13 protein-coding genes, 1 other RNA gene and 1 pseudogene are annotated in these 20,364 nt (G+C 49.9%); 12 read left to right on the top strand and 3 right to left on the bottom strand.

Annotated features, from left to right (window positions below; genetic code table 11):
- Positions 1 to 214 precede the first annotated feature (214 nt).
- Positions 215 to 1,294, bottom strand: coding sequence for a phage shock protein operon transcriptional activator (pspF, locus tag ACMHXH_RS19230; protein WP_039033896.1), 1,080 nt, complete (start codon positions 1,292 to 1,294; stop codon positions 215 to 217).
- Positions 1,295 to 1,473: 179 nt separating this feature from the next.
- Between pspF and pspA the strand changes: the two genes are divergently transcribed.
- The 6 genes from pspA (at position 1,474) to ACMHXH_RS19260 (ending at position 6,744) form a co-directional block, all read left to right on the top strand.
- Complete coding sequence (gene pspA / locus ACMHXH_RS19235) at positions 1,474 to 2,157, top strand: phage shock protein PspA (protein ID WP_039033897.1); 684 nt, start codon at positions 1,474 to 1,476, stop codon at positions 2,155 to 2,157.
- Between the two features lie 20 nt (positions 2,158 to 2,177).
- Positions 2,178 to 2,411 (top strand): envelope stress response membrane protein PspB, encoded by a 234-nt coding sequence (gene pspB, locus ACMHXH_RS19240; protein ID WP_025011223.1) that lies wholly within the window; start codon positions 2,178 to 2,180, stop codon positions 2,409 to 2,411.
- Positions 2,404 to 2,793: an envelope stress response membrane protein PspC gene (gene pspC / locus ACMHXH_RS19245; RefSeq protein ID WP_039033898.1), complete on the top strand. Its 390-nt coding sequence runs from the start codon at positions 2,404 to 2,406 to the stop codon at positions 2,791 to 2,793. The genes pspB and pspC overlap by 8 nt, the downstream gene beginning before the upstream one ends.
- A gap of 54 nt (positions 2,794 to 2,847) precedes the next feature.
- The gene (locus tag ACMHXH_RS19250) at positions 2,848 to 4,284 is read left to right on the top strand and encodes a YcjX family protein (RefSeq protein WP_215774217.1); all 1,437 of its coding nucleotides are present in this window, start codon (positions 2,848 to 2,850) and stop codon (positions 4,282 to 4,284) included.
- A 3-nt stretch (positions 4,285 to 4,287) separates the two neighbouring features.
- A complete protein-coding gene (locus ACMHXH_RS19255; RefSeq protein WP_335912070.1) occupies positions 4,288 to 5,421 on the top strand; it encodes a TIGR01620 family protein in 1,134 nt (377 codons plus the stop codon).
- A 129-nt stretch (positions 5,422 to 5,550) separates the two neighbouring features.
- Positions 5,551 to 6,744: a trans-sulfuration enzyme family protein gene (locus tag ACMHXH_RS19260; RefSeq protein WP_039033900.1), complete on the top strand. Its 1,194-nt coding sequence runs from the start codon at positions 5,551 to 5,553 to the stop codon at positions 6,742 to 6,744.
- Between the two features lie 48 nt (positions 6,745 to 6,792).
- On the opposite strand, the gene ACMHXH_RS19265 is transcribed toward ACMHXH_RS19260, so the two are convergent.
- Positions 6,793 to 8,187, bottom strand: a complete 1,395-nt coding sequence (locus ACMHXH_RS19265; RefSeq protein ID WP_039033901.1) for a DASS family sodium-coupled anion symporter — start codon at positions 8,185 to 8,187, stop codon at positions 6,793 to 6,795.
- A gap of 378 nt (positions 8,188 to 8,565) precedes the next feature.
- Between ACMHXH_RS19265 and ACMHXH_RS19270 the strand changes: the two genes are divergently transcribed.
- The 5 genes and pseudogenes from ACMHXH_RS19270 to ACMHXH_RS19290 all read left to right on the top strand — a co-directional run bounded on the left by ACMHXH_RS19270 (position 8,566) and on the right by ACMHXH_RS19290 (position 15,703).
- The gene (locus ACMHXH_RS19270) at positions 8,566 to 8,874 is read left to right on the top strand and encodes a ComEA family DNA-binding protein (RefSeq protein WP_039033902.1); all 309 of its coding nucleotides are present in this window, start codon (positions 8,566 to 8,568) and stop codon (positions 8,872 to 8,874) included.
- 143 nt (positions 8,875 to 9,017) lie between these two features.
- Positions 9,018 to 9,114: signal recognition particle sRNA small type (gene ffs, locus ACMHXH_RS19275), an RNA gene on the top strand.
- A pseudogene (locus ACMHXH_RS19280) lies at positions 9,102 to 9,368 on the top strand (DUF6538 domain-containing protein); the annotation flags it as partial. The gene ffs and the pseudogene ACMHXH_RS19280, both read left to right, overlap by 13 nt.
- 138 nt (positions 9,369 to 9,506) lie before the next feature.
- On the top strand, positions 9,507 to 10,427 hold the full coding sequence (locus ACMHXH_RS19285) for a site-specific integrase (RefSeq protein WP_413738503.1): 921 nt from the start codon (positions 9,507 to 9,509) through the stop codon (positions 10,425 to 10,427).
- 854 nt (positions 10,428 to 11,281) lie between these two features.
- The gene (locus ACMHXH_RS19290; RefSeq protein WP_413738482.1) at positions 11,282 to 15,703 is read left to right on the top strand and encodes an SslE/AcfD family lipoprotein zinc metalloprotease; all 4,422 of its coding nucleotides are present in this window, start codon (positions 11,282 to 11,284) and stop codon (positions 15,701 to 15,703) included.
- Positions 15,704 to 16,049: 346 nt separating this feature from the next.
- On the opposite strand, the gene astB is transcribed toward ACMHXH_RS19290, so the two are convergent.
- Positions 16,050 to 17,384: an N-succinylarginine dihydrolase gene (gene astB, locus ACMHXH_RS19295; RefSeq protein WP_039035874.1), complete on the bottom strand. Its 1,335-nt coding sequence runs from the start codon at positions 17,382 to 17,384 to the stop codon at positions 16,050 to 16,052.
- A 337-nt stretch (positions 17,385 to 17,721) separates the two neighbouring features.
- Between astB and topA the strand changes: the two genes are divergently transcribed.
- A complete protein-coding gene (gene topA, locus ACMHXH_RS19300) occupies positions 17,722 to 20,361 on the top strand; it encodes a type I DNA topoisomerase (RefSeq protein ID WP_039035873.1) in 2,640 nt (879 codons plus the stop codon).
- Positions 20,362 to 20,364 lie beyond the last annotated feature (3 nt).

A 20,364-nucleotide genomic window follows, 5' to 3' on the forward strand; every position in this document is an offset into this window, starting at 1 on the left:
GCCGGTCAATATGCTCCCGGTCAGCTTCAGGCGCCGGCATGAGCGGAATAATCGCCCTGCCACAAGATCTCCGTAGAGCTTGCTCCTGGAGACTTGCGCTATTGCTTCAGAGCTTCGCCCGGGGCGTAACGTCAGCAGATTCATTGCAAAATCGTTAGTTATTCAGATGTTGACCGAACATTTTAGCAGTGCAGCCGTTACCTGGGCAATCGGCTTATGCCTTATCGAGCAAATTGTATTTTTTCAGTATGCCTCTGAGCTGATGGTAGCTAAGTCCCAGTAGTTCGGCGGTTTTCTTTTGATTGAACTGGCTGGCACTGAGCGCACGTTGAATCAGGTCGGTCTCGAAGTCTTCACAGCACTGTTTGAAGTCCACCGGGAACTGTATCTGGTTTGCCGAAGGTTCCGAGCTATCGTTTGTCGCTGCGGCGGCACTGCCGTTAAGGACTTCATTGCCAACTTCAGCGGTCACCAGCTGGCGACTATGGGTCTTGACCCGCTTGGTGGGCCGGTAGGGCGAGGCAAAAGGGTCGAGCACTATGTTCTCAATCGGTTCGGGGTTATGACCATGGCGATAGACGCTGCGCTCTATGGCATTTTTCAGCTCCCGAATATTACCCGGCCAGCTGTGATCCATCATGGTCGCCACGGCTGCGGCGGCAAAACCGGTAAACAGCTCCAGCTTGAGCTGACGCGCCATCCCCACGGCAAAGTATTCGGCCAATGGCAGAATATCTTCCCGGCGGCAGCGCAGCGGCGGCAGGGTGATCACATCGAACGCCAAACGGTCGAGCAGATCGGCTCGAAACTCGCCGGCTTCCGCCAGACTGGGTAAGTCTTCATTGGCGGCGCAGATTAGGCGGACATCGGCATTGAGAGTCTTGCTGCCGCCCACCCTTTCATATTCGCCATATTCAATGACCCGCAGCAGCTTCTCCTGAATGAGGCCGGACGTATTGGCCAGTTCATCGAGAAACAGGGTGCCGCCGTCGGCGCGCTCGAAGCGGCCTTCATGACGCCCCTTGGCGCCGGTAAATGCGCCGGACTCATGGCCAAACAGTTCACTTTCCAGTAGATTTTCACTCAGAGAGGAACAATTGAGTTTGATAAAACTCTGATCCCAGCGCTGGGAAAGATAGTGTAGACGTTCGGCGATCAGCTCTTTACCCGTCCCCCGCTCGCCTATGATAAGCACAGGTTTGGACAGAGGTGCGATTTGGGAAACGTGCTCCAACACCTCCAACAGGGCATTGGATTGACCGATAAGATTGTCTTGTTGATAGGGATTGGCCACGATAACAGTTAGTCTTAAACGCTAATAATTGGTGAAAATCATAATATGCGGGTAGGTTAAATAAATAAAGTAAAAGTTAAGTTTTATATTATGCAATTGATATTATTGATAAATTAAAAGTTGGCACGGGATCTGTATTACAAGAGTCGAGACCCACAATAAATGTAGAGGACAGGATTATGGGAATTTTCACACGTTTTGCCGACATCATTAATGCCAACATCAGTGCCTTGCTGGACAAGGCAGAAGATCCGGAAAAAATGGTGCGCCTGATCATTCAGGAAATGGAAGATACCCTGGTTGAAGTACGTTCTACTTCGGCTAAAGTATTGGCAGAGAAGAAAGAGTTACTCCGCCGTATTGGCAAAGTGCAACTTCAGGTGCAGGATTGGCAGGAAAAGGCCGAGCTGGCACTGACCAAGGACAGGGAAGATCTGGCCAAGGCCGCGCTGGTTGAAAAGCAAAAAGCCGCAGCGCTGGCGCAAACCCTGGAGCAAGAGCTCGAGGTGGTTGAAGAGCATATCGCCCGCCTGAAAGAGGAAGTGGGTCAACTGCAGGAAAAGCTGGCCGATGCCAAGGCTCGCCAGAAGACCATCATAATGCGCAAGCAAACTGCTTCTTCACGCCTGGAAGTGAAAAAGCAGCTGGATTCCAGCAAAATCGACAATGCCATGCTCAAGTTTGAACAGTATGAGCGTCGCATCGAAGGTCTGGAGGCTGAAGTTGAGTCCTATGATCTGGGTGGCAAGAAGTCCAGTCTGGAAGAGGAATTTGCGGCACTCAAGGCCGAAGATTCTGTCAGCGCCGAGCTGGAAGCCTTGAAGGCCAAGGTGAAAGGCGATAGCGCCAAAACCAAAAAATAATACAGACTCAGAGGTGATTTATGGATATGGACTTACTGCTGGCACCCCTGATTATCTTCATGATCTTTGTGGCGCCAATCTGGTTGATTCTGCATTACCGCAGTAAACGTCAGGTGAGCCAGGGGCTTACCGAGGCAGAGTTCAAACAGCTTAACGACTTGATAGACACAGCTGACAAGATGGGCCAAAGGATTGAAACACTGGAAGCCATCCTGGATGCCGAGTCCCCGGAATGGAGGCAACGTCATGACTGAATCAGGCAAGCGTACTCTTTACCGCATTCCCCAGCAAAGGAAGATAGCCGGGGTCTGTGCCGGGGTAGCCGAGTACTTTAATCTGGAACCTTGGTTGGTTCGGGTCGCTACGGTTTCAATCCTTTTACTCGGTGGCTATGGAATGGTGATTATCACCTATCTGGTGCTGTGGATGATACTGGATGTCAAACCTTGGACAGCCAAAGACACCCATAAGGACATTGGGGTCAAGAAAAAGGTCTGGCAAGCCGGGGAGCCCGCCGGGCAAGCGCTCAGAGATGTAAGCAATCGCTTTCAATCGCTGGAGCATAGGCTCAGGGCACTCGAACAACATGTCACCTCTGAGCAATTCGAGTTGAAAAGACAGTTCAACAACCTATAAATCCTTGTTCAAGGGGCGGTGCTTACCGCCCCGTTTGTTTGTATCAGGAGAATTATGGCAAGCGTCAGGCAAGAGTTCGGCAAACTCAAACACAAAACTCGTGAGTTGGCACAGCGCACCACAGACAGGCATCTTAGGTTGGCGGTTACCGGCCTTTCCGGCGCCGGCAAGACGGCCTTCATTACCGCGCTGGTGGATAGACTGTTGCGCGCAGGCACCGAGCCTGATGGCAGGGGCTTACCCCTATTTCAGGTGTGCCGCGACGGACGGTTACTCGGGGTAAGGCGGGAGCTGCAGCCGGATTTGACCATAGCCAGTTTTGATTTTGATGCGGCGATTGCCAGTTTGACCGCGGCCAGGCCCAGTTGGCCGGCATCGACCCGCAGCATCAGTGAGCTGCGGCTGACGCTCAAATATGTGCCTACCAAAGGGATGTTGGCAAAATTGGCCGACAGCGCCAAGCTGCGTCTGGACATAGTCGATTATCCCGGGGAGTGGTTGCTGGATTTGCCCATGTTGAGCCAGGATTTTAACCGCTGGTCTGAAACCCGCTTTGCCCGGCAATCAACCCTGGAATCCTCGCCTCTTTACCCTAAATTTGCTGCGGCGCTGGCGACGCTGGATTTGTACGCCGATGCCGACGATCAGGCGCTGGCCGCCATTGCCGAAAGTTATCGGTTACTACTGCTGGATCTGGTGCATCAACAGGGGTTTTATCAGGCACAGCCGGGGCGAATGTTGCTGCCCGGAGAGCTGGCCGGTACGCCACTTTTGGCCTTTTTTCCCCTGTTACCCGAGCAACTCAAAGACAAGCAGCAACTGGCATCGGCCGGACGTCGCAGTAATTATCAGGTGCTCAAGCACAGATATCAGCAATATCTGGCCAAGGTGGTCAAGCCCTTCTATCAGGAGTATTTTGCCGGTTTCGACCGTCAGTTAATTCTGGTGGATTGCTTCAGCGCCCTTAATCGTGGCAAGGCCCAGTTTGAAGATATGGCCGAAGCTCTCAATGCCATCAGTGCCAGCTTCCAGTATGGGCAGTCCAATTTGCTGCGACGTTTGTTTGCTCCCCGAATAGATACCCTGCTGTTTGCTGCCAGTAAAGTCGATCAGGTGACCCGGGATCAGCAGGGCAATGTGTTGTCACTGCTCAGCGCTATGTTGGCACCCAGTCGGCAACAGGCCGGATTTGCCGGCAGTCGGGTTGAAACCATGGCCATCAGCGCCATCAAGGCGACTCGTCACGGTATGGTCAAAGATGCCGATGGCGTGGAGGTGGAAGTGGTCTGTGGCCGGCGCATGAGCGATGGACAGAAGGTGACCCTGTATCCGGGCGAGGTGCCCAGAGCCTTGCCTGAAAAAGCGTTCTGGCAAAGGCAGGGATTTCATTTCTGTGAGTTTGCGCCGCCCGACAGTCAACCGGAACAAGGCTATGAACATATCCGGCTCGATCACCTGCTGGAGTTTCTTTTGGGCGACAAGTTGAGGTAAGTCGTGGCAAAACACAGTTCAGAAAAGCATGTTGATAATGCTGCCGACAACGGCAGTCACGCTGATGAGGCGCAAACCACAGAGTTGGCGCCACAGAGAATTTTCAGTCATCAGCCGGAATCCGCCGTCGAATTGGCCGCGGCCAAGGATTTCCAAGGCGATGACTTTGTTGAATACCCCACAGAAGCCGAACTGGAGCAAGTGCTGAGTGCACAGCCCAAGGCGGATGAACTCATCTCCCTCAAGCCCAAACGCTGGTCCTGGTTGGCGCGTTTGGCCCTGTTGGGCGTGATGGCGGCAGTGGTGCTGCAGACACTGCTGGGTCTTATCGATGCCTGGCGCGACAGCCCTTGGCTGTTTGGTTTTTACAGCCTGGTGCTCGCTTTGGTGCTGGCCTGGGTAGGCAAGCTTTGTTTCGGGGAATGGCGCAAACTCAAACGCCTGCGCCAGGTGGAAGATACCCAGCAAACCGGGCAACGCCTGCTCGGCAGTATGCAGATGGGCGAAGCGCGCGATTTTATCTATGGTATTTGCAAGCAGATGCCCAAGGGGCCGGAGCAGGACAGGCTGCAGTCGCTGCTGAATCCGGAGCAGAATGACGCCGAGCAGTTGCAGCTGTTTGATCAGGTAGTGCTGACCGAGCGTGACAAGGTTGGCATGAAGCTGGTGCGCCGTTATGCGGCCGAATCGGCCCTATTGCTGGCGGCCAGCCCGCTGGCGGTACTGGATATGGCGCTGATCCTCTGGCGTAATCAGAAGATGATCCAGGATATTGCCCGCTGTTATGGGGTTGAACTGGGTTATTGGAGCCGTATTCGGCTGATCCGCGCGATCCTGGTCAATATTCTCTATGCCGGCACCACAGAGCTTGCCACCGACTTGGGCACCCAATTGCTGTCGGTAGAGATGTCCGGCAAGCTTTCGGCGCGGCTCGGTCAGGGACTGGGGGGCGGTTTGTTGACGGCGAGACTTGGCTATCAGGCGATGGCGCTTTGTCGGCCGCTGGCATTTTCCAGTGCCAGCAAGCCCAAACTGTCGCGGATCCATAAAGAACTGCTGTTGGAGCTAAAGGATTTTTCCGCTTCTGTGCTGGTGAGGAAACCCGAACGTAACAAAGATTTTACAACCAAGGAGTAATGATTTTTGCTTGCCGATTTGGGCAAGTCTTGCTGACTCAGTATGTTGGTGACAGGACAACTGAATCATCCCGGGCGATAAGCCGAATAACAATATAAGGGATGGTCGGACTGACATGGGGAGTTAAGCATGCAACACAAGCAGCCAAAAGCACTGCACTCAGCCACACTGGCTATTCATGGCGGCCACTCTGGCGAGCCTTCCGGGGCACTGGTATCGCCTTTATATCAGAGTGCCACCTTCTGTTTTGATACCGCCCAAAGCGGTGGTCGCCGCTTTGCCGGTGAAGAAGAGGGCTATATCTACACCCGCTTGGGTAACCCAACGGTTGCCGAGCTTGAGCGGCGTTTGGCGTTGCTTGAAGGCGCTGAAGCAGCAGCTGCTGCCGCGTCCGGCATGGGGGCGGTATCGGCGGCCTTGCTGGGATACTTGAGCTGTGGCGATCATCTGCTGGCTTCCTCGGCCGTCTATGGCTGTACTTTTTCTTTGATGACAGAGCAGTTTGCCCGCTTCGGTATTGAGGTTTCTCTGGTGGACTTTTCCGATCTCGCGGCGGTCGAGGCGGCTATTCGTCCCAACACTCGGGTGATTTTCTGTGAAACCCCGGTGAACCCGCATCTGGCCGTATATGATCTCTGTGCCATAGCCGCTATTGCCAAGCGCCATCAACTGACCAGCATAGTGGACAACACCTTTATGACCCCGCTGTTGCAGCAGCCTCTGCAGTTGGGGATTGATCTTGTGGTTCACAGCGCCACCAAGTATCTCAATGGCCATGGCGATGTTATTGCCGGTATCATCTGTGGTTCGCAAGCGGCGATAACGGCCATCAAGCAACAACAGCTAAAAGATATTGGTGCCGTGCTATCGCCTTTCGATGCCTGGTTGATTTTGCGAGGCCTGAAAACCCTCTCGGTGCGACTCGAACGTCATTGCGATAATGCCGAGCGCTTGGCGCAGTATCTCGAATCCCATCAAGCCGTGGCCAAAGTACATTATCCCGGGTTGGTTTCCCATCCGGGCCATCAGTTTATCGGCTCGCAGATGCGTAGGGCCGGTGGGGTGTTGGCGTTTGAGCTTAAGGCCGATTTGGAGCAGTCCATGGCCTTTGTCAATCGACTGAGACTGTTCAAAATTGCTGTGAGTCTGGGGGATTGTGAGTCACTTATTCAGCATCCGGCGTCCATGACCCATTCACCCTATACCCAGGAGGCGCGTATTAAAGCCGGTATAGGTGACAGTCTGCTGCGAATTTCGGCCGGGCTTGAGGATGTGGATGACCTGATAGCTGATCTGGAGCAGGCACTGACAGTGATCAGTTAAAAGAGACAAGGCGAGCATGGCTCGCCTTGTTTTTCGGGCTTTAGAGAATCAAATGCCCCAGAAGGTGTGGGCTATGATATAGAGCACCAACATACTGATGAAGTTGATGATAACACCGACTCGCATCATTTCAGATTGCTTTATGTAGCCTGAGCCATAGACTATGGCGTTGGGGGGCGTGGCCACCGGCAGCATAAAGGCGCAGGATGCCGAAATACCTATGAGCACTGACAGCATTACGGGCGATAGCCCCAATGCTTCGGCTATGGCAGCAAACACAGGTACCAGCAGAGCGGCACTGGCGGTGTTACTGGCAAACTCGGTCAGCATCACCACAAAGAAAATGACCGCGAACACGAACAGCGACATATGGGTACTGCCGAAGATGTCTGTCATCCAGTGTGCCAGAAAGACGCTGGTACCCGTGGTTTTCAGTACGGCGCTCAGGGTTAGACCGCCGCCAAACAGTATCAGTACACCCCAGTCGGTGGTTTTTTCTATCTTCTTCCAACCAACCAAGCCAAGTCCTGCCAGCAAAACCACTGCAGAAAGCGCGACTATGGTATCAAACTGGCTGATACCACCGAGCGCCTCTGATAAGGGCTTACTGAAGATCCAGCAGCAAACTGTGGCCAGGAAAATAAGCAGAGTCAGTTTTCCCTGAAAACTCAGTTTCTGATCTTCGATATCCAGTTTACATTCCACCGATAAGTCCGGTTTGAAATACAGATAGAGGGCGATCAGCATGGTTGGCAACATCAAAGCCACGGTCAAGAGGCCAAACTCCAGCCAGTCGCTGAAGCTCAAGCCGGCTTGGGCGGCGGCGATGGCGTTTGGCGGACTGCCCACCAGAGTACCTATGCCACCAATGTTGGCCGAATAAGCGATACCCAGCAACATAAAGACATAGGTGTTGTGCTGGCTCTCTCTATCCAGTTGCTGCAAAATTCCCAACGCCAGAGGCAACATCATGGCTGCGGTGGCTGTGTTGCTGATCCACATAGACAGCAACGCGGTTACCCCGAACAGCATCATACAGGCGATACTGAGTTTACCCTTGGAAGCCAGTAACACCTTTTGGGCGATAAGGGTATCGATTTTTTGATGGTGCAGGGCTGCAGCCAATACAAAACCACCAAAAAACAAATAGATAATTGGATTAGCAAAGTTGCTCATGGCAGCTTTGGTTTCAAACACACCGAAAAATACCGCCAGAACCGGAATGAGTATCGCCGTGATACTCAGATGAATGGCTTCAGTAAGCCAGAGCACAGCGGCAAATACCAAGATAGACAGACCGGTATTTACCCCGGGTTCAAAAGGTAAAAAATTGTGCAATAGAAAAAGCAGCAAGATATCTGCGGCCAAAATCAACATGTTACGTTGTTGGGTGCTCTTCTCTGTCTGCGAAGGGGGTAAGCTTTCCGTTTGTTCTAAAGACATTGTTAACTTCCTCGTCTTGTTTTTATGGCAAGCAATTTAGGGTATAGCTCACATTTGGCAAAGGGCTTTATTGGGTAACTTAACCACCTTGCCTAATACATTTGTATGAGGAATCTATCACGAAATTGGTAAATTGGAGAGCTGGATCACTTAAATTTGTCGCCTTTGGGCGTTTTTTTGTTTCAAACGGTTAGCTAAGAGGCGTTGCCTTTATATTACTGAAAGAGAATGAAAGTTTGAAACGGTGATCTGTGTCACATTAGGCTGTTGTACTAATGTCTAGTTGCAATAATTTGGCAATATCCGTGCGCTGGTCTACATTTCTTTTAGGCCAAGGAAAGGGATCTCGGCCTCAATGACCATGACAAGGAGTCTTCAATGAAAACACCATTCTATGCTTTATTACTTGCAACCAGTCTGAGTTTCCCCCTGTACGCCGGAGAGCCCACTAAAGACAAAACTTCACAAACGTCACCAGCCGGACAAGCACAGGTTCACCAAATCAATATTAATACTGCCTCGGAATCTGAGTTGCAGCTACTGAAAGGGATAGGAGAGGCCAAGGCCAAAGCGATTGTGGAATATCGCAGCAGCCAAGGAAAATTCAAATCCATTGATGAGTTGGCTCAGGTAAAGGGGATTGGGCCTAAACTGGTCGAACAGAATAAACATCTATTGGTACTTTGACCATAAGAGAAACACAAGCTTTTGTTTATCTTATGTTCACTTAAAAGCAATCGCGGCCAAACGGAGGTTATTTCCCTTGATCCAGACGAGGGCATGATGGATAATCCACGGCGTTGCAGCAAGGCTGCAAATCTGTGGTGACCCCAGGGTCCCCCCGCAATGATAACTTGTGAACCCGGCCAGGCCCGGAAGGGAGCAACCGTAGCAAGTGACTCATGTGCCGGGGTGTGGCTCTGGGGGAACCTCCAATTCCAAACCTTTTCAAATGGTTAGCTCTGAAAGTACCTAAGGGGTCCACAAGGTGGTCCACTTTGAGTCTAGCTAAAGCCTCTAATCCAGCTCCTTATTTGTATCGATCCCGACATGGTGTCTGGTATGCCCGTGTAGTCGTTCCTGAAGACCGTAGAGATGCCATAGGGAAACGTGAACTCCGCAAGACACTTGCCACTAAAGACAAGCGCGAGGCTGTCCTGAGGTCTTGGGATGTGCTTAAGGCTCTGCATGCCTTGGCTAAAGGCAAAGCATCGGCGACACAATCCCCAGCAGCCAGCTTGGAGTCTTCTCAAGGTCGTGCTGTGGTATCGGCCCCAGTCCCTCCTGAGATTCCCCCCGTATCCCCCCAGTTACCTAAGTTGAGTCAGATAGCGGATGAATACAGCCGGGAAAAGGTCTTGGGTGGTGCATGGTCGAAACATACTGAGAGCGTCAACCGCAAGACATTCAGAGACATGATTGCCTTGCTGGGCGACCTTAGGATTGACCAGTTCACCAAGGACCTGGCTCAGAGGTATAAGCAGCACTACAGTGCCAAGACTGACCTGTCTGTAGCGACAATCAACAAGTACCTGACTCGGGTCACTGCCTTGTTGCAGTGGGCCTCAGCTCACTATGGGACACCCAATCCCATGGCAGGAATGAGCATTCGTGTGTCGGCAAAGGTGAAGGTGTCTAAAGAGCGGGAGGCGCTGACTCCATTCCAAATCAAGCAGTTATTCCAAGCACTGCCCATAGGCAACGCCAAAAGGTATGCCTACAGGTACTGGGTGCCTCGGCTTGCGGCGTACACTGGGGCCAGAGTCGGGGAGTTGGCTCAGTTGTATCTGGATGATTTCACGGTAATTGATGGTCATCCGTGCATCCTTATCCGAGCCAGTCACCCAGACCAATCAATTAAGACCTCAAGCAGCGAGCGGGCCATCCCCATTCACCCTAAGCTGATAGCTCTGGGCTTCCTGCATTTTGTTGAGAGACAGCGAAGCCTAGGTCATCAGCGCCTGTTCCCTGAGTTGCCTAAACAGGAGGCTCGGGGTTACTCCCATGCTGTTTCTAAGTGGTTCCACAACTTCAAAAGGAAACTGGACTGGGGAGAGCGAGAGACCTTGCACGGTATACGCCATGCGGTGGCAACCCAGTTGAAGCGCAAGGAGTTTAGCTCTGATTTGGTCGCCGGGTTATTGGGGCATCCCCATGGCTCAATTACCTTCGACCGCTACGGGAAGGAGTACAAGGTAAACAACCTGCTCAGAGTGGTTGAGGCTCTGGATTGGGAGTAGCGCTTAGTGTCATTCAATAGCTTGGCAGTTGATAAAGCTAAATAGTTGATAGCAAAAGGTGTATGCCTTACGTCTAATGGCGATTAGTTAAGACAGAACGCTTGACGATCTAATTGAAAGGATCAAAATCGGAAGACCTTATGTCATCGGATTTTTTGTATAGAGAAAATGCCGTTCACACTAAGTGAACGGCATTACGCATCGTTGCGGACTTTTTTGTTTCTAAACCTCACTCAGTCGGTAGTGGTTGCTCTTTGATGAAGGTGGCAAGTATTGGATAACACAGGTGCGTAAAGAGAACCCTTTATTCGCCACAAGGTAAGAGGTAATTGGAGGGGATAAACGTGGGGTATTATATTTGTTGTAAACCACTTTTCCGATGTTGCGTCTTTAACAAATGCATGTACGATTGTGACAATAAGTACGATTCTACAACTGAAGTCTAGTCAAAAATCGGATGTGCGGTAAAGAAGTTATCGACATGGCCAAATAGTTTTATTAAATTACGCGCGCCTGGTTTTTTGCGATAGTTTTTGGGTCAAAATTTCTGTTCGCAGAGCCAGTTAGAGCTCGGGTTAACTGATGAGTCAATATAATTTATCACTATACCACAAGGCGACTGTTCTCAAACGTTTTGCGTCTTGAGATCGGTTGGCTTGGAATATGTTTCGATAAAGTTGGTTTAACTGTTTTTTATGGGTTTTAAATAGGTCGTCAATATTTGTTACTGTTCAATAACAAGGTTTTCTTGCCAAGAGGTAAATGAAACTTGTTGTTTCAGTAAGCCTTATTTTAATGCAAGGCGAGCGAGTATTTAACACGAGTACTTTGTCAATAATCTCTAGAGAAACTAAATGAAGAAAAGTATTATTTCTATAATGGTTTTATCTGCGATGCTGGCAGGATGCAATAATGATGATTCATTGGGTGAGGTGCCACCTACGGAGGTTATTCCTCCGACAGATGTGGTTCCACCTACAGAGATCATTCCACCAATAACTTATATAGGTCAGCTCCAATCATCAGGACAACTCATTAAAGGTGAAGTGGACTGTAATGGGCAGCGAGTTATTGATGGTAGATTCGCAGTCCTTCAAGGGATTTCCTTTGACTGTCGTGTGGGCAATGTTGTTCTTGGTGAATTTACCGCTCCATTTCCGAATGAGACTCGTGATCAGATCCAAAATGGCAAGATAGAAACCTCTTTTGAACTGACTCGCCTGCACGGTAAGCGGGTCACTGAAGTCTTACAATCAATCGATGCTTGCGAGAATGAAGATGCAATCTGTTTAACAGAGATTGATTCATTTGATATCGAAGAAGTGTTTAGTCAAGGTCTAAGTGATGAAGTCATTGATGCCTACTTTGCCTCGAAAGAGGAGGCGGCCACGGACCAAGTCGGTAAGGCGCCAAGCTCTCACGTTGATAACAAAGTGACACCAGCGGTTGACGCAGATGCTGATAGCGATCTGAATGCAAAGTTTGTATCTGCTAATGCTGAGTCGAGCTACGCTTATAAACCAACTGCAGAAGGCAAAGTTCTTACCCGCAGTAAGCTGACGGATATAAATGGTCAACCTCTTGTTGGTGTAAGTTATTTCTCCGCAAACTCTATAGGTTTAACGGATGATAATGGTGAGTTTGAATACCTTTGGGGTGATACCTTAACCTTTGGTATTGACACTTTTGAATTTGGTAAGGTTGTTGGTAATAAAGTTGACTATAAGCTAACCGATGTAACGGATAATGATGTCACGAAAGCCAATATCCAGGCACTCATTGAGCGTTATGCTGTAAACTTGAATGGTAAGTTTGAAATTACCACAGAGATCAGGGATACGTTTGCTATGTATCCAAACGTAATTAATGAGCTTATCAACCTTTCACTGCCAAATGGCGGAAAGCTTGAGGGTTCTGACTTTAATTTGCCCAATGAGTTCGATGAACAGTTCAGTAAAGGTTTGACTGCCTGGATAGATCAAGAATTACGTCAGCCGATGGCATTCAGTTATTCGCAATCTCAACCACAGGTTTTTTCGTTAGATAATAGTAAATACGTAACTGAATCATTAAACGCCATTTTTCGCGATGTAAATACATTCCATGTATTTAATGATAACGGCAGTTTTTACGGTGCAACCGGTTATACTCGTGGCATGCGGGCATTGAATCTTTCCAATCGCGCGTTTCCTGTGATGATGCCGCGCTCTGATATAAACCGTGAACTTGATTTTGGTGAACCACAAGCGTGGACCCGCGAGGGGCGCCCTTATATCGCGACTTGGCCGGGTATTGATATGCCCGCGATTCCAACAGTGAGTAAAGACAACGCAACCTTTGGCTTCCCATTTGTTACAGCAGGTGAGATTGGCCAAGGTAAGATTGTGATGATGGGAAATGGATTGTACCCAAGCATTCTTTCATGCCCGGACAATTATTGGAATAACCGTTCTGTTAAGATCGACAGTTCGGCTAAGAGCTGTACTTCCACTAAGGTTGAAAACCCAAAGCATGATGACCATGGCAGTATGAAGCAGTTCTTTGTTAACTTGTTCCAGTGGTTTAATAATAATAACCCAACACAAGGTATCGCTATTGGTACTAACATAGATAAAGCATATTTTGCTCATGCCAATAGTGGCTTAGGGATGCAATATGACTTTTTTGTTAGTCCTGATTTCGGTTTTGGTGAGCTTACTCAACTGAGTAAAGGTAGCTTTAACAATATTTCAGCCAAAGCCACCCCGATTTTGATTTTGCAGGCATATCCACCAAAACTGATCCAAGATGGGATGACAAATCAGTTCGTGGCAGATTTGGATAATCCGAACCTGACTCAAAGTGATGTTACGGCACTAATCAAGTATGTGAATGACGGCGGTAATATCTTGTTTATGGATGCCATTCAAACCGCAAACCCAGAGCCGATTGGCCGATTGGCCGATGCGGCGGGTATCTCTGTCGGCGGCCAAAATGTGACCCCGACAAATCAAGCATTTTGTGGCAGTTCTTATTATTGTCAGGAAGCCTATCCAAACCTGCATGTAAAAGGTGGTTCCGAGATGGTGGTTTTGGAGCGCTTTCAAGACCATGAGGGTAAGCAGCCATTTACTGTCAATCAGGATGGCACTGTCGAGTGGCTCAAAGATGAAACCAAGATCAAATTTGAGATCCCGACCTACGAGGTACCTAAGTTAAATGCCGACGGTAATCCAGAGTTTGATCCGCAGGGCAACCCTGTAATGTTGAAAAAACATGCTCGTATCTTTGTCAATACAGCTGAAGAACGTGAAGCGGCAATCGCAGAGCTTCAAGCTGCCTTTGAAGGCACGCCTGTGTGTAACAATGCCTACGAGTATGAGTTTAACTGTATTGAAACTCGTTCCGGGCATGGTTACACAGTTCGTGGTGCCTATCACCGGCCGGATTTTGACCGTTATGAAGTAAGTAAAGATGTTGTCGAAAGTATGGTGAAAGCCGCAAACCTGGGCGCGAACTTTACCGCATTATACAAGCATGAGCTTTACTACCGCACCAAAGGCAAACAAGGTAGTCGTTTATCAGCGACCGAGCTGAATCAAACTTACGATAATCTGGCGATTTGGATGTGGAATGACAACCCTTACCGTTATGAGACAGAAATTCAAGATGAACTGGGCTTTAAACAAGCGGTGCAGTTCCTGAACTGTTACACGGACGATAAGCATCAAGCTGATACCCAGGAAGCCAAATGTCCGCTGGATTTGAAAGCCTCCCTGGTCAGTAACGGCATGATCTATGGTGCTGGTGACCTCGAAGGTCAAATGAATCCCAGTTATCCATTGAACTATATGGAAAAACCATTAACCCGAATCATGTTGGGACGTTCATTCTGGGATCATGACATTGTTGTCGATACCACTCAATATCCGGGACGCACCCCCGGGGTGGTGTCTAACGGCACAGCTCACATTCAAACGGATGGTAAAGCTGTCACCTACTCTGCAAGTAATAATCAATCCACAGGTTACTGGGCTCCTCAACTGCAAGAGGTGACCATTACCGGGGGAGTGGAAGCGACCATTACTGTCATGATGGCAGATGATCTAACGGGTAGGCCAAACCATGAGTTGGGTTTAAAGCGTCCACCACGGATGCAAACCAGCTACGACTATAATGGTGTACGTAAGTCCTTTAAAACGCCTTATGGTGGTTTGATTTATATTCAGCCCAAAGAGCAGGGGCTAGGCGAAGTTACCTTTAACCTGGAAGGAGTAGAAACCGCTGCATGGTGGAAGGAGGGGCAATGGATACACAGCCTGGAGTCCGCAACGGCACCTATTGCTGAAATTGATACCGGGTCATTTATTTACACTACGCCGGTACAGAATGTGCAGTTGATGAATGTCGATAAATTCGCTGCGGATATGAACCGTTTTGCTGAGGCAGCAAGCGATTTCTATGGTCGTGATGAAAGAACTGATGAAGGCCGGCATCGCCGCTTTACCTACACAGATCTGAAAGAGTTCCGTCATCGCTTTGTTAACGATGTGCAGATCTCCATTGGTGCTGCGCACTCGGGTTACCCTGTGATGAACTCTGGCTTTAACGCCGATGCCACTAGTGTTCCAACCAATGCCATAAATGATTGGTTGCTGTGGCATGAAGTGGGGCACAACCTAGCTTCTGCTCCTTTTAATGCTCCCGGCAGTACAGAAGTTACCAATAACCTGTTGGCGTTGTATATGCAGGAGCTTGAGGGCCGTAATGACAATCCTCGAATGGATCGTATAGCGGCTGATATCCAAAAAGCGCCATTGTGGCTTGATGGCAATGCCGGTCATGCCTGGTCCCATGGTGATGCGGGGATGCGTTTGGTGATGTTCGGTCAACTTAAACTTTGGGCCAAAGCACACTTTAAAATTGATGACTGGTACTCAGATTCGGAGGATAAACCATCCATCTATGGTGCAGATGAAGGTTGGAATATGTTCAAGTTGATGCATCGTAAGGCTCGCGGCGACGTGCAAGGTGATAATGGCGGTATAAACTACTGTAGTTCACAGGCAACGGGCTTATCTAACGGTGATCTTATGATGGTATGCAGCTCATACGTGTCCGGTTACGACTTACGTGACTTCTTTACCACTTGGAATGTTGGTGAAACTTCTATGACCAACCCGGATGGGAGCAAAGTGTACAGTGGTGGGATCAGCCATAAAGGTCTTAGTACACTAGACCAACTCAAGTTGAGCAAGCCAACAAAGGATCCGCTGGCAGTTAACTCCCTCAATTAGGATATTTAATTGATTAACGATAAATCCCTCAACCTAGGTTGGGGGATTTTTATGCATTTTGATTACCTGAGGTGAACCAATCAAAATAGCGCAACGGAGTGCTGAGTGGCGGTTGCTGGTGCCGAATAGACAGATGCCGACAGGTTACTGATTAACGTCACGACTTCCAACGGATTAATCATTCACCTGCCCATTATTCTTTTGGTTACTCATCAAGGATATAGATGGCGCTCTGACAAGAGCCCCAAGTGCCTGACGGAAATTTTTTAGTGGCAAAAAGTCGGCCTCAAGAACAGAGGCCGATATTGTGCGGAAGTGATTTGAAATGTAGAAATTAAGCTAAAACTTATCTCTGGAACTGATAAACACTGCCGAGTTTCATTATCTGAGTCAGTTCATCCAGTGCGGTACGGGACTCGACTATCAATTGTGGGTCGGCCAAGTCTGCGGGTAACAAGCGATCGCGGTAGTGTTTGTCCACCCAGGCGTTGAGGCGAGTAAACAGGTTATCGTCGAGCAGAACGTGCTGATTGATGGCTGCCAACTCGGCATCATTCATAGCCACCCTCAGGCGAAGGCAAGCTGGGCCACCACCGTTTTGCATGCTTTGTTTAACATCAAAGTATTCAACTTTCTGAATTGGTGTATCCAGAGTCAGCAATTCATCCAGGTAGGCTTTTACCGCTGGATTCTCGGCACAGTCGGTTGGCGCTATGATAACCATCTTGCCGTCACTCATGCTCAATAGCTGAGTGTTAAACAGGTAGGATTTGACCGCATCCTGAATACTGACTTTGGCGGTCGGTACTTCAATGAAATGGATATCACCTTCCAACTTGGCGCGGATCTCTGCCAGCTTGGCCTTGGTATCGACAAAGGCCTGCTCGTGATGGAAAAGCACATTGCGGTTACCGACAGCGATCACATCGTTATGGAATACGCCTTGATCTATCACCTCAGGATTTTGTTGAATAAAGACAGTGTTGTCTTCATCGAGACGATGTAAACGGGCGATTGCCTGCGAGGCTTCCAGCGTTTGTCTGGCGGGAAACTTCTTCGGTCTTATGGCCTGAGGGTTGGTAGCTTCCTGGCCGTAAACAAAGACTTCGACTCCGGCATGACCATATTCCTGACACAGGCGGGTGTGGTTGGCAGCGCCTTCATCACCAAAACTGCTGTGTTCCGGCAGGTGCTGGTGGTGTACAAAATAGCGACTGTCGCTGAAAATGGCCTTGAGAATGTTGCCCGTGGTTTGCGGCTCGATTGAGCGATGCAACTTATCCACCAGGTTGGCCGGCGTAAAGTGCACGCGGCCATCATGGGTATCGGCACTTGGGGATACGGTTGCCGCATTGGCGGTCCACATGCTGGAAGCACTGCAACAGGCTCTGAGAACAGCAGGTGCCTGCGCGGCTGCCTTTTGCAACACTTCTTTATCCGTGCCACTGAAGCCTATTCTGCGCAGTGTATGTAGATCAGGGCGTTCTTGCGGCGCCAGAATGCCCTGGACCATCCCCATGTCGGCCAGGGCCTTGGCCTTTTGCAAGCCCTGTTTGGCCGCCGCCTTGGGGTTGGCTGCCTGGGCGGCATTGTTCAGGGAGGCGACATTGCCGAACGACAGGCCTGCATAGTTGTGGGTGGGGCCCACCAATCCGTCAAAATTCGCTTCAAAATGCTTCATTGCTTGTCCTTTTGGGGTATTTGAGGTTGTTATAGAGGCCCAATCCAGGCCTTGGACTGGCTCCAGTATACTTGAGCCCCAAGGCTTCACAAGTCGACCAGGAAGGCTGCAAAAAGTGCTTTTTCATCACAAATGCATAACTATTACTTGCTTGCCGTGAAATAATGAAATATTAGTTTTTAATTACGCAATATTATTTTGTACAATTTTTTAACCCTGCTTAAAAATTGAGTCGCCGGTACACATAAAAGAGGGATTAACTTGAAAGTCCGTGGACAACCCTCTATATATGGTGCCAATTTTCACCGTTCTGAGATCGTTTGGCGCAAATCACACTATGGGTAAATCGCTAGTTATTGTCGAATCGCCGGCCAAAGCCAAGACTATCAACAAATATCTTGGTAAAGAATTCATCGTTAAGTCGAGTGTGGGTCACATACGTGACTTGCCGACTTCCTCCTCCGCCGACGCCAACGGCAAGGCCAAAAGCGCCGCTGAAGTGCGTAAGATGTCACCTGAAGAAAAGGCCAAGTACAAGAAGGTGAAAGAGAAAAAGGCTCTGGTCGCCCGTATGGGGGTTGATCCTGAGCACGGCTGGAAAGCCAACTACCAAATTCTGCCTGGTAAGGAGAAGGTGGTAAAAGAACTACAAGCGCTGGCCGATTCTGCCGATGAAATCTATCTCGCGACGGATTTGGATAGAGAAGGGGAAGCGATTGCCTGGCACTTGCAGCAGGTAATAGGCGGCGACAATTCGCGTTATAAGCGGGTGGTGTTCAATGAGATCACCAAGAGCGCTATTCAGGATGCTTTCAGCAAACCCAGTGATCTTGACAACAACATGGTCAATGCTCAGCAGGCGCGGAGATTCCTCGACCGAGTCGTGGGCTTTATGGTTTCGCCACTGCTGTGGAAAAAGGTCGCCAGAGGCCTTTCTGCCGGGCGGGTTCAGTCGGTAGCCGTGCGTTTGGTGGTTGAGCGGGAAGCCGAGATCAAAGCCTTCGTGCCGGAAGAGTTCTGGGATCTGCATGCACAATTGGCGACTGCTACCGATGATGCCCTGACCATGCAAGTGGTCAAGCAAAACGGCAAAGCATTTGAGCCGGTTAATGAATCCCAGGCGCTGGCCGCGGTGGCCGCACTGCAATCGGCCAGTTATGAGGTAATTGGCCGCGAAGATAAGGCCACTCAAAGCAAGCCCAGCGCTCCCTTTATTACCTCGACACTGCAACAAGCTGCCAGTACCCGTCTCGGCTTTGGAGTGAAGAAGACAATGATGATGGCCCAGCGTCTCTATGAGGCGGGTCATATCACTTATATGCGTACCGACTCTACCAATCTGAGCCAGGAAGCGCTGGATAACGTCAGAACCATGATTGCCAAAGAGTTCGGCGACAAGTACCTGCCGGATGCACCGATTCGTTATGGCAGCAAAGAGGGCGCACAAGAAGCTCACGAAGCGATTCGCCCTTCAGATGTGTCTGTACACGCTGCGTCACTGACCGACATGGAGCGTGACGCTCAGCGGCTCTATGAGCTTATCTGGCGCCAGTTTGTTGCCTGTCAGATGACTCCTGCTCAATATGATGCCACCAGACTCACGGTCAAGGCCGGTGAGTTTGAGCTGAAAGCCAGCGGTCGCACCCTGAAATTCGATGGTTGGACCCGGGTACAATCTGCCGTCAAGCGCAAGAATGAAGAAGAAGTCACTCTGCCATATCTGGCCAAGGGCGATAAACTGGATCTGAAACAACTGGATCCCAAACAGCACTTTACCAAGCCACCGGCGCGATACAGTGAAGCCTCTCTGGTTAAAGAATTGGAAAAGCGTGGCATAGGTCGCCCCTCTACTTACGCCACTATTATTTCCACCATCCAGGATCGTGGTTATGTGAAGGTGGAAAACCGCCGTTTCTACGCCGAGAAGATGGGTGAAATTGTCAGTGAACGTCTGGTGGAAAACTTCTCCAACCTGATGAACTATGACTTTACCGCCGGTATGGAGCAGACCTTGGATAACGTCGCTCAGGGGCAACTCGACTGGAAACAGGTGCTTGATGGCTTCTACAAAGATTTTACCAAGCAGTTGCAACATGCTGAGCTGCCACCGGAAGAGGGCGGTATGCGCCCCAACCAGATGGTGCTGACAGATATAGCTTGTCCTACTTGTGGTCGCCAAATGGGGATCCGAACTGGTACTACTGGTGTGTTCCTGGGATGTTCCGGCTATGAGCTGCCACCCAAAGAGCGTTGTAAGACCACGCTGAACCTGACTCCGGGTGAAGAAGCGATTAGCGAGAGTGAAGATGCCGAAACCGAGGCACTCAGAGCCAAGCATCGCTGTGGCATCTGTGGTACTGCCATGGATAGCTATCTGTTGGATGAAACTCGCAAGCTGCATGTTTGTGGTAACAATCCTGCTTGCCCTGGATATGAAGTCGAGAAGGGACAGTTCAAGCTCAAGGGCTACGAAGGCCCTGTAATAGAGTGTGACCGTTGCGGCAGTAATATGGAGCTAAAGAACGGTCGTTTCGGTAAGTATTTTGGTTGCACCAACAGTGAGTGCAAAAATACCCGTAAGCTGCTTAAAAATGGTGAAGTGGCGCCGCCTAAGGAAGATCCTATTCCCTTACCTGAGCTCAAGTGCAGCAAGTCAGACGCTCATTTTGTCTTGCGTGATGGGGCTTCAGGCATCTTCCTGGCTGCCAGTACTTTCCCGAGATCCCGCGAAACCCGTGCACCATTGGTCTCTGAGCTGGTGGAGTATCGCGAGTTGCTGTGGCCCAAATATCAGTTCCTGGCCGATGCGCCGGTGAAAGATGATGAAGGTAATCCGACTCTAGTGAAGTTCAGTCGCAAGACTAAAGAGCAGTATGTGGCCAGCGAAGTTGACGGTAAGGCTACCGGCTGGGTTGCTCATTATCGTGATGGCAAGTGGTTTGCTGAAAACACCAAGAAAAAGAAAGCCAAGAGTTAAGTT

The organism is Shewanella sp. BJSY2023SW001, assembly GCF_047314685.1.
Taxonomy (GTDB): domain Bacteria; phylum Pseudomonadota; class Gammaproteobacteria; order Enterobacterales; family Shewanellaceae; genus Shewanella; species Shewanella indica.

Coding starts and splice junctions, on each gene's coding strand:
- topA (WP_039035873.1), top strand. CDS start 17,722: ATGGGTAAATCGCTAGTTATTGTCGAATCGCCGGCCAAAGCCAAGACT.
- ACMHXH_RS19250 (WP_215774217.1), top strand. CDS start 2,848: ATGGCAAGCGTCAGGCAAGAGTTCGGCAAACTCAAACACAAAACTCGT.
- ACMHXH_RS19260 (WP_039033900.1), top strand. CDS start 5,551: ATGCAACACAAGCAGCCAAAAGCACTGCACTCAGCCACACTGGCTATT.
- ACMHXH_RS19270 (WP_039033902.1), top strand. CDS start 8,566: ATGAAAACACCATTCTATGCTTTATTACTTGCAACCAGTCTGAGTTTC.
- astB (WP_039035874.1), bottom strand. CDS start 17,384: ATGAAGCATTTTGAAGCGAATTTTGACGGATTGGTGGGCCCCACCCAC.
- ACMHXH_RS19265 (WP_039033901.1), bottom strand. CDS start 8,187: ATGTCTTTAGAACAAACGGAAAGCTTACCCCCTTCGCAGACAGAGAAG.
- ACMHXH_RS19290 (WP_413738482.1), top strand. CDS start 11,282: ATGAAGAAAAGTATTATTTCTATAATGGTTTTATCTGCGATGCTGGCA.
- pspC (WP_039033898.1), top strand. CDS start 2,404: ATGACTGAATCAGGCAAGCGTACTCTTTACCGCATTCCCCAGCAAAGG.
- pspB (WP_025011223.1), top strand. CDS start 2,178: ATGGATATGGACTTACTGCTGGCACCCCTGATTATCTTCATGATCTTT.
- pspA (WP_039033897.1), top strand. CDS start 1,474: ATGGGAATTTTCACACGTTTTGCCGACATCATTAATGCCAACATCAGT.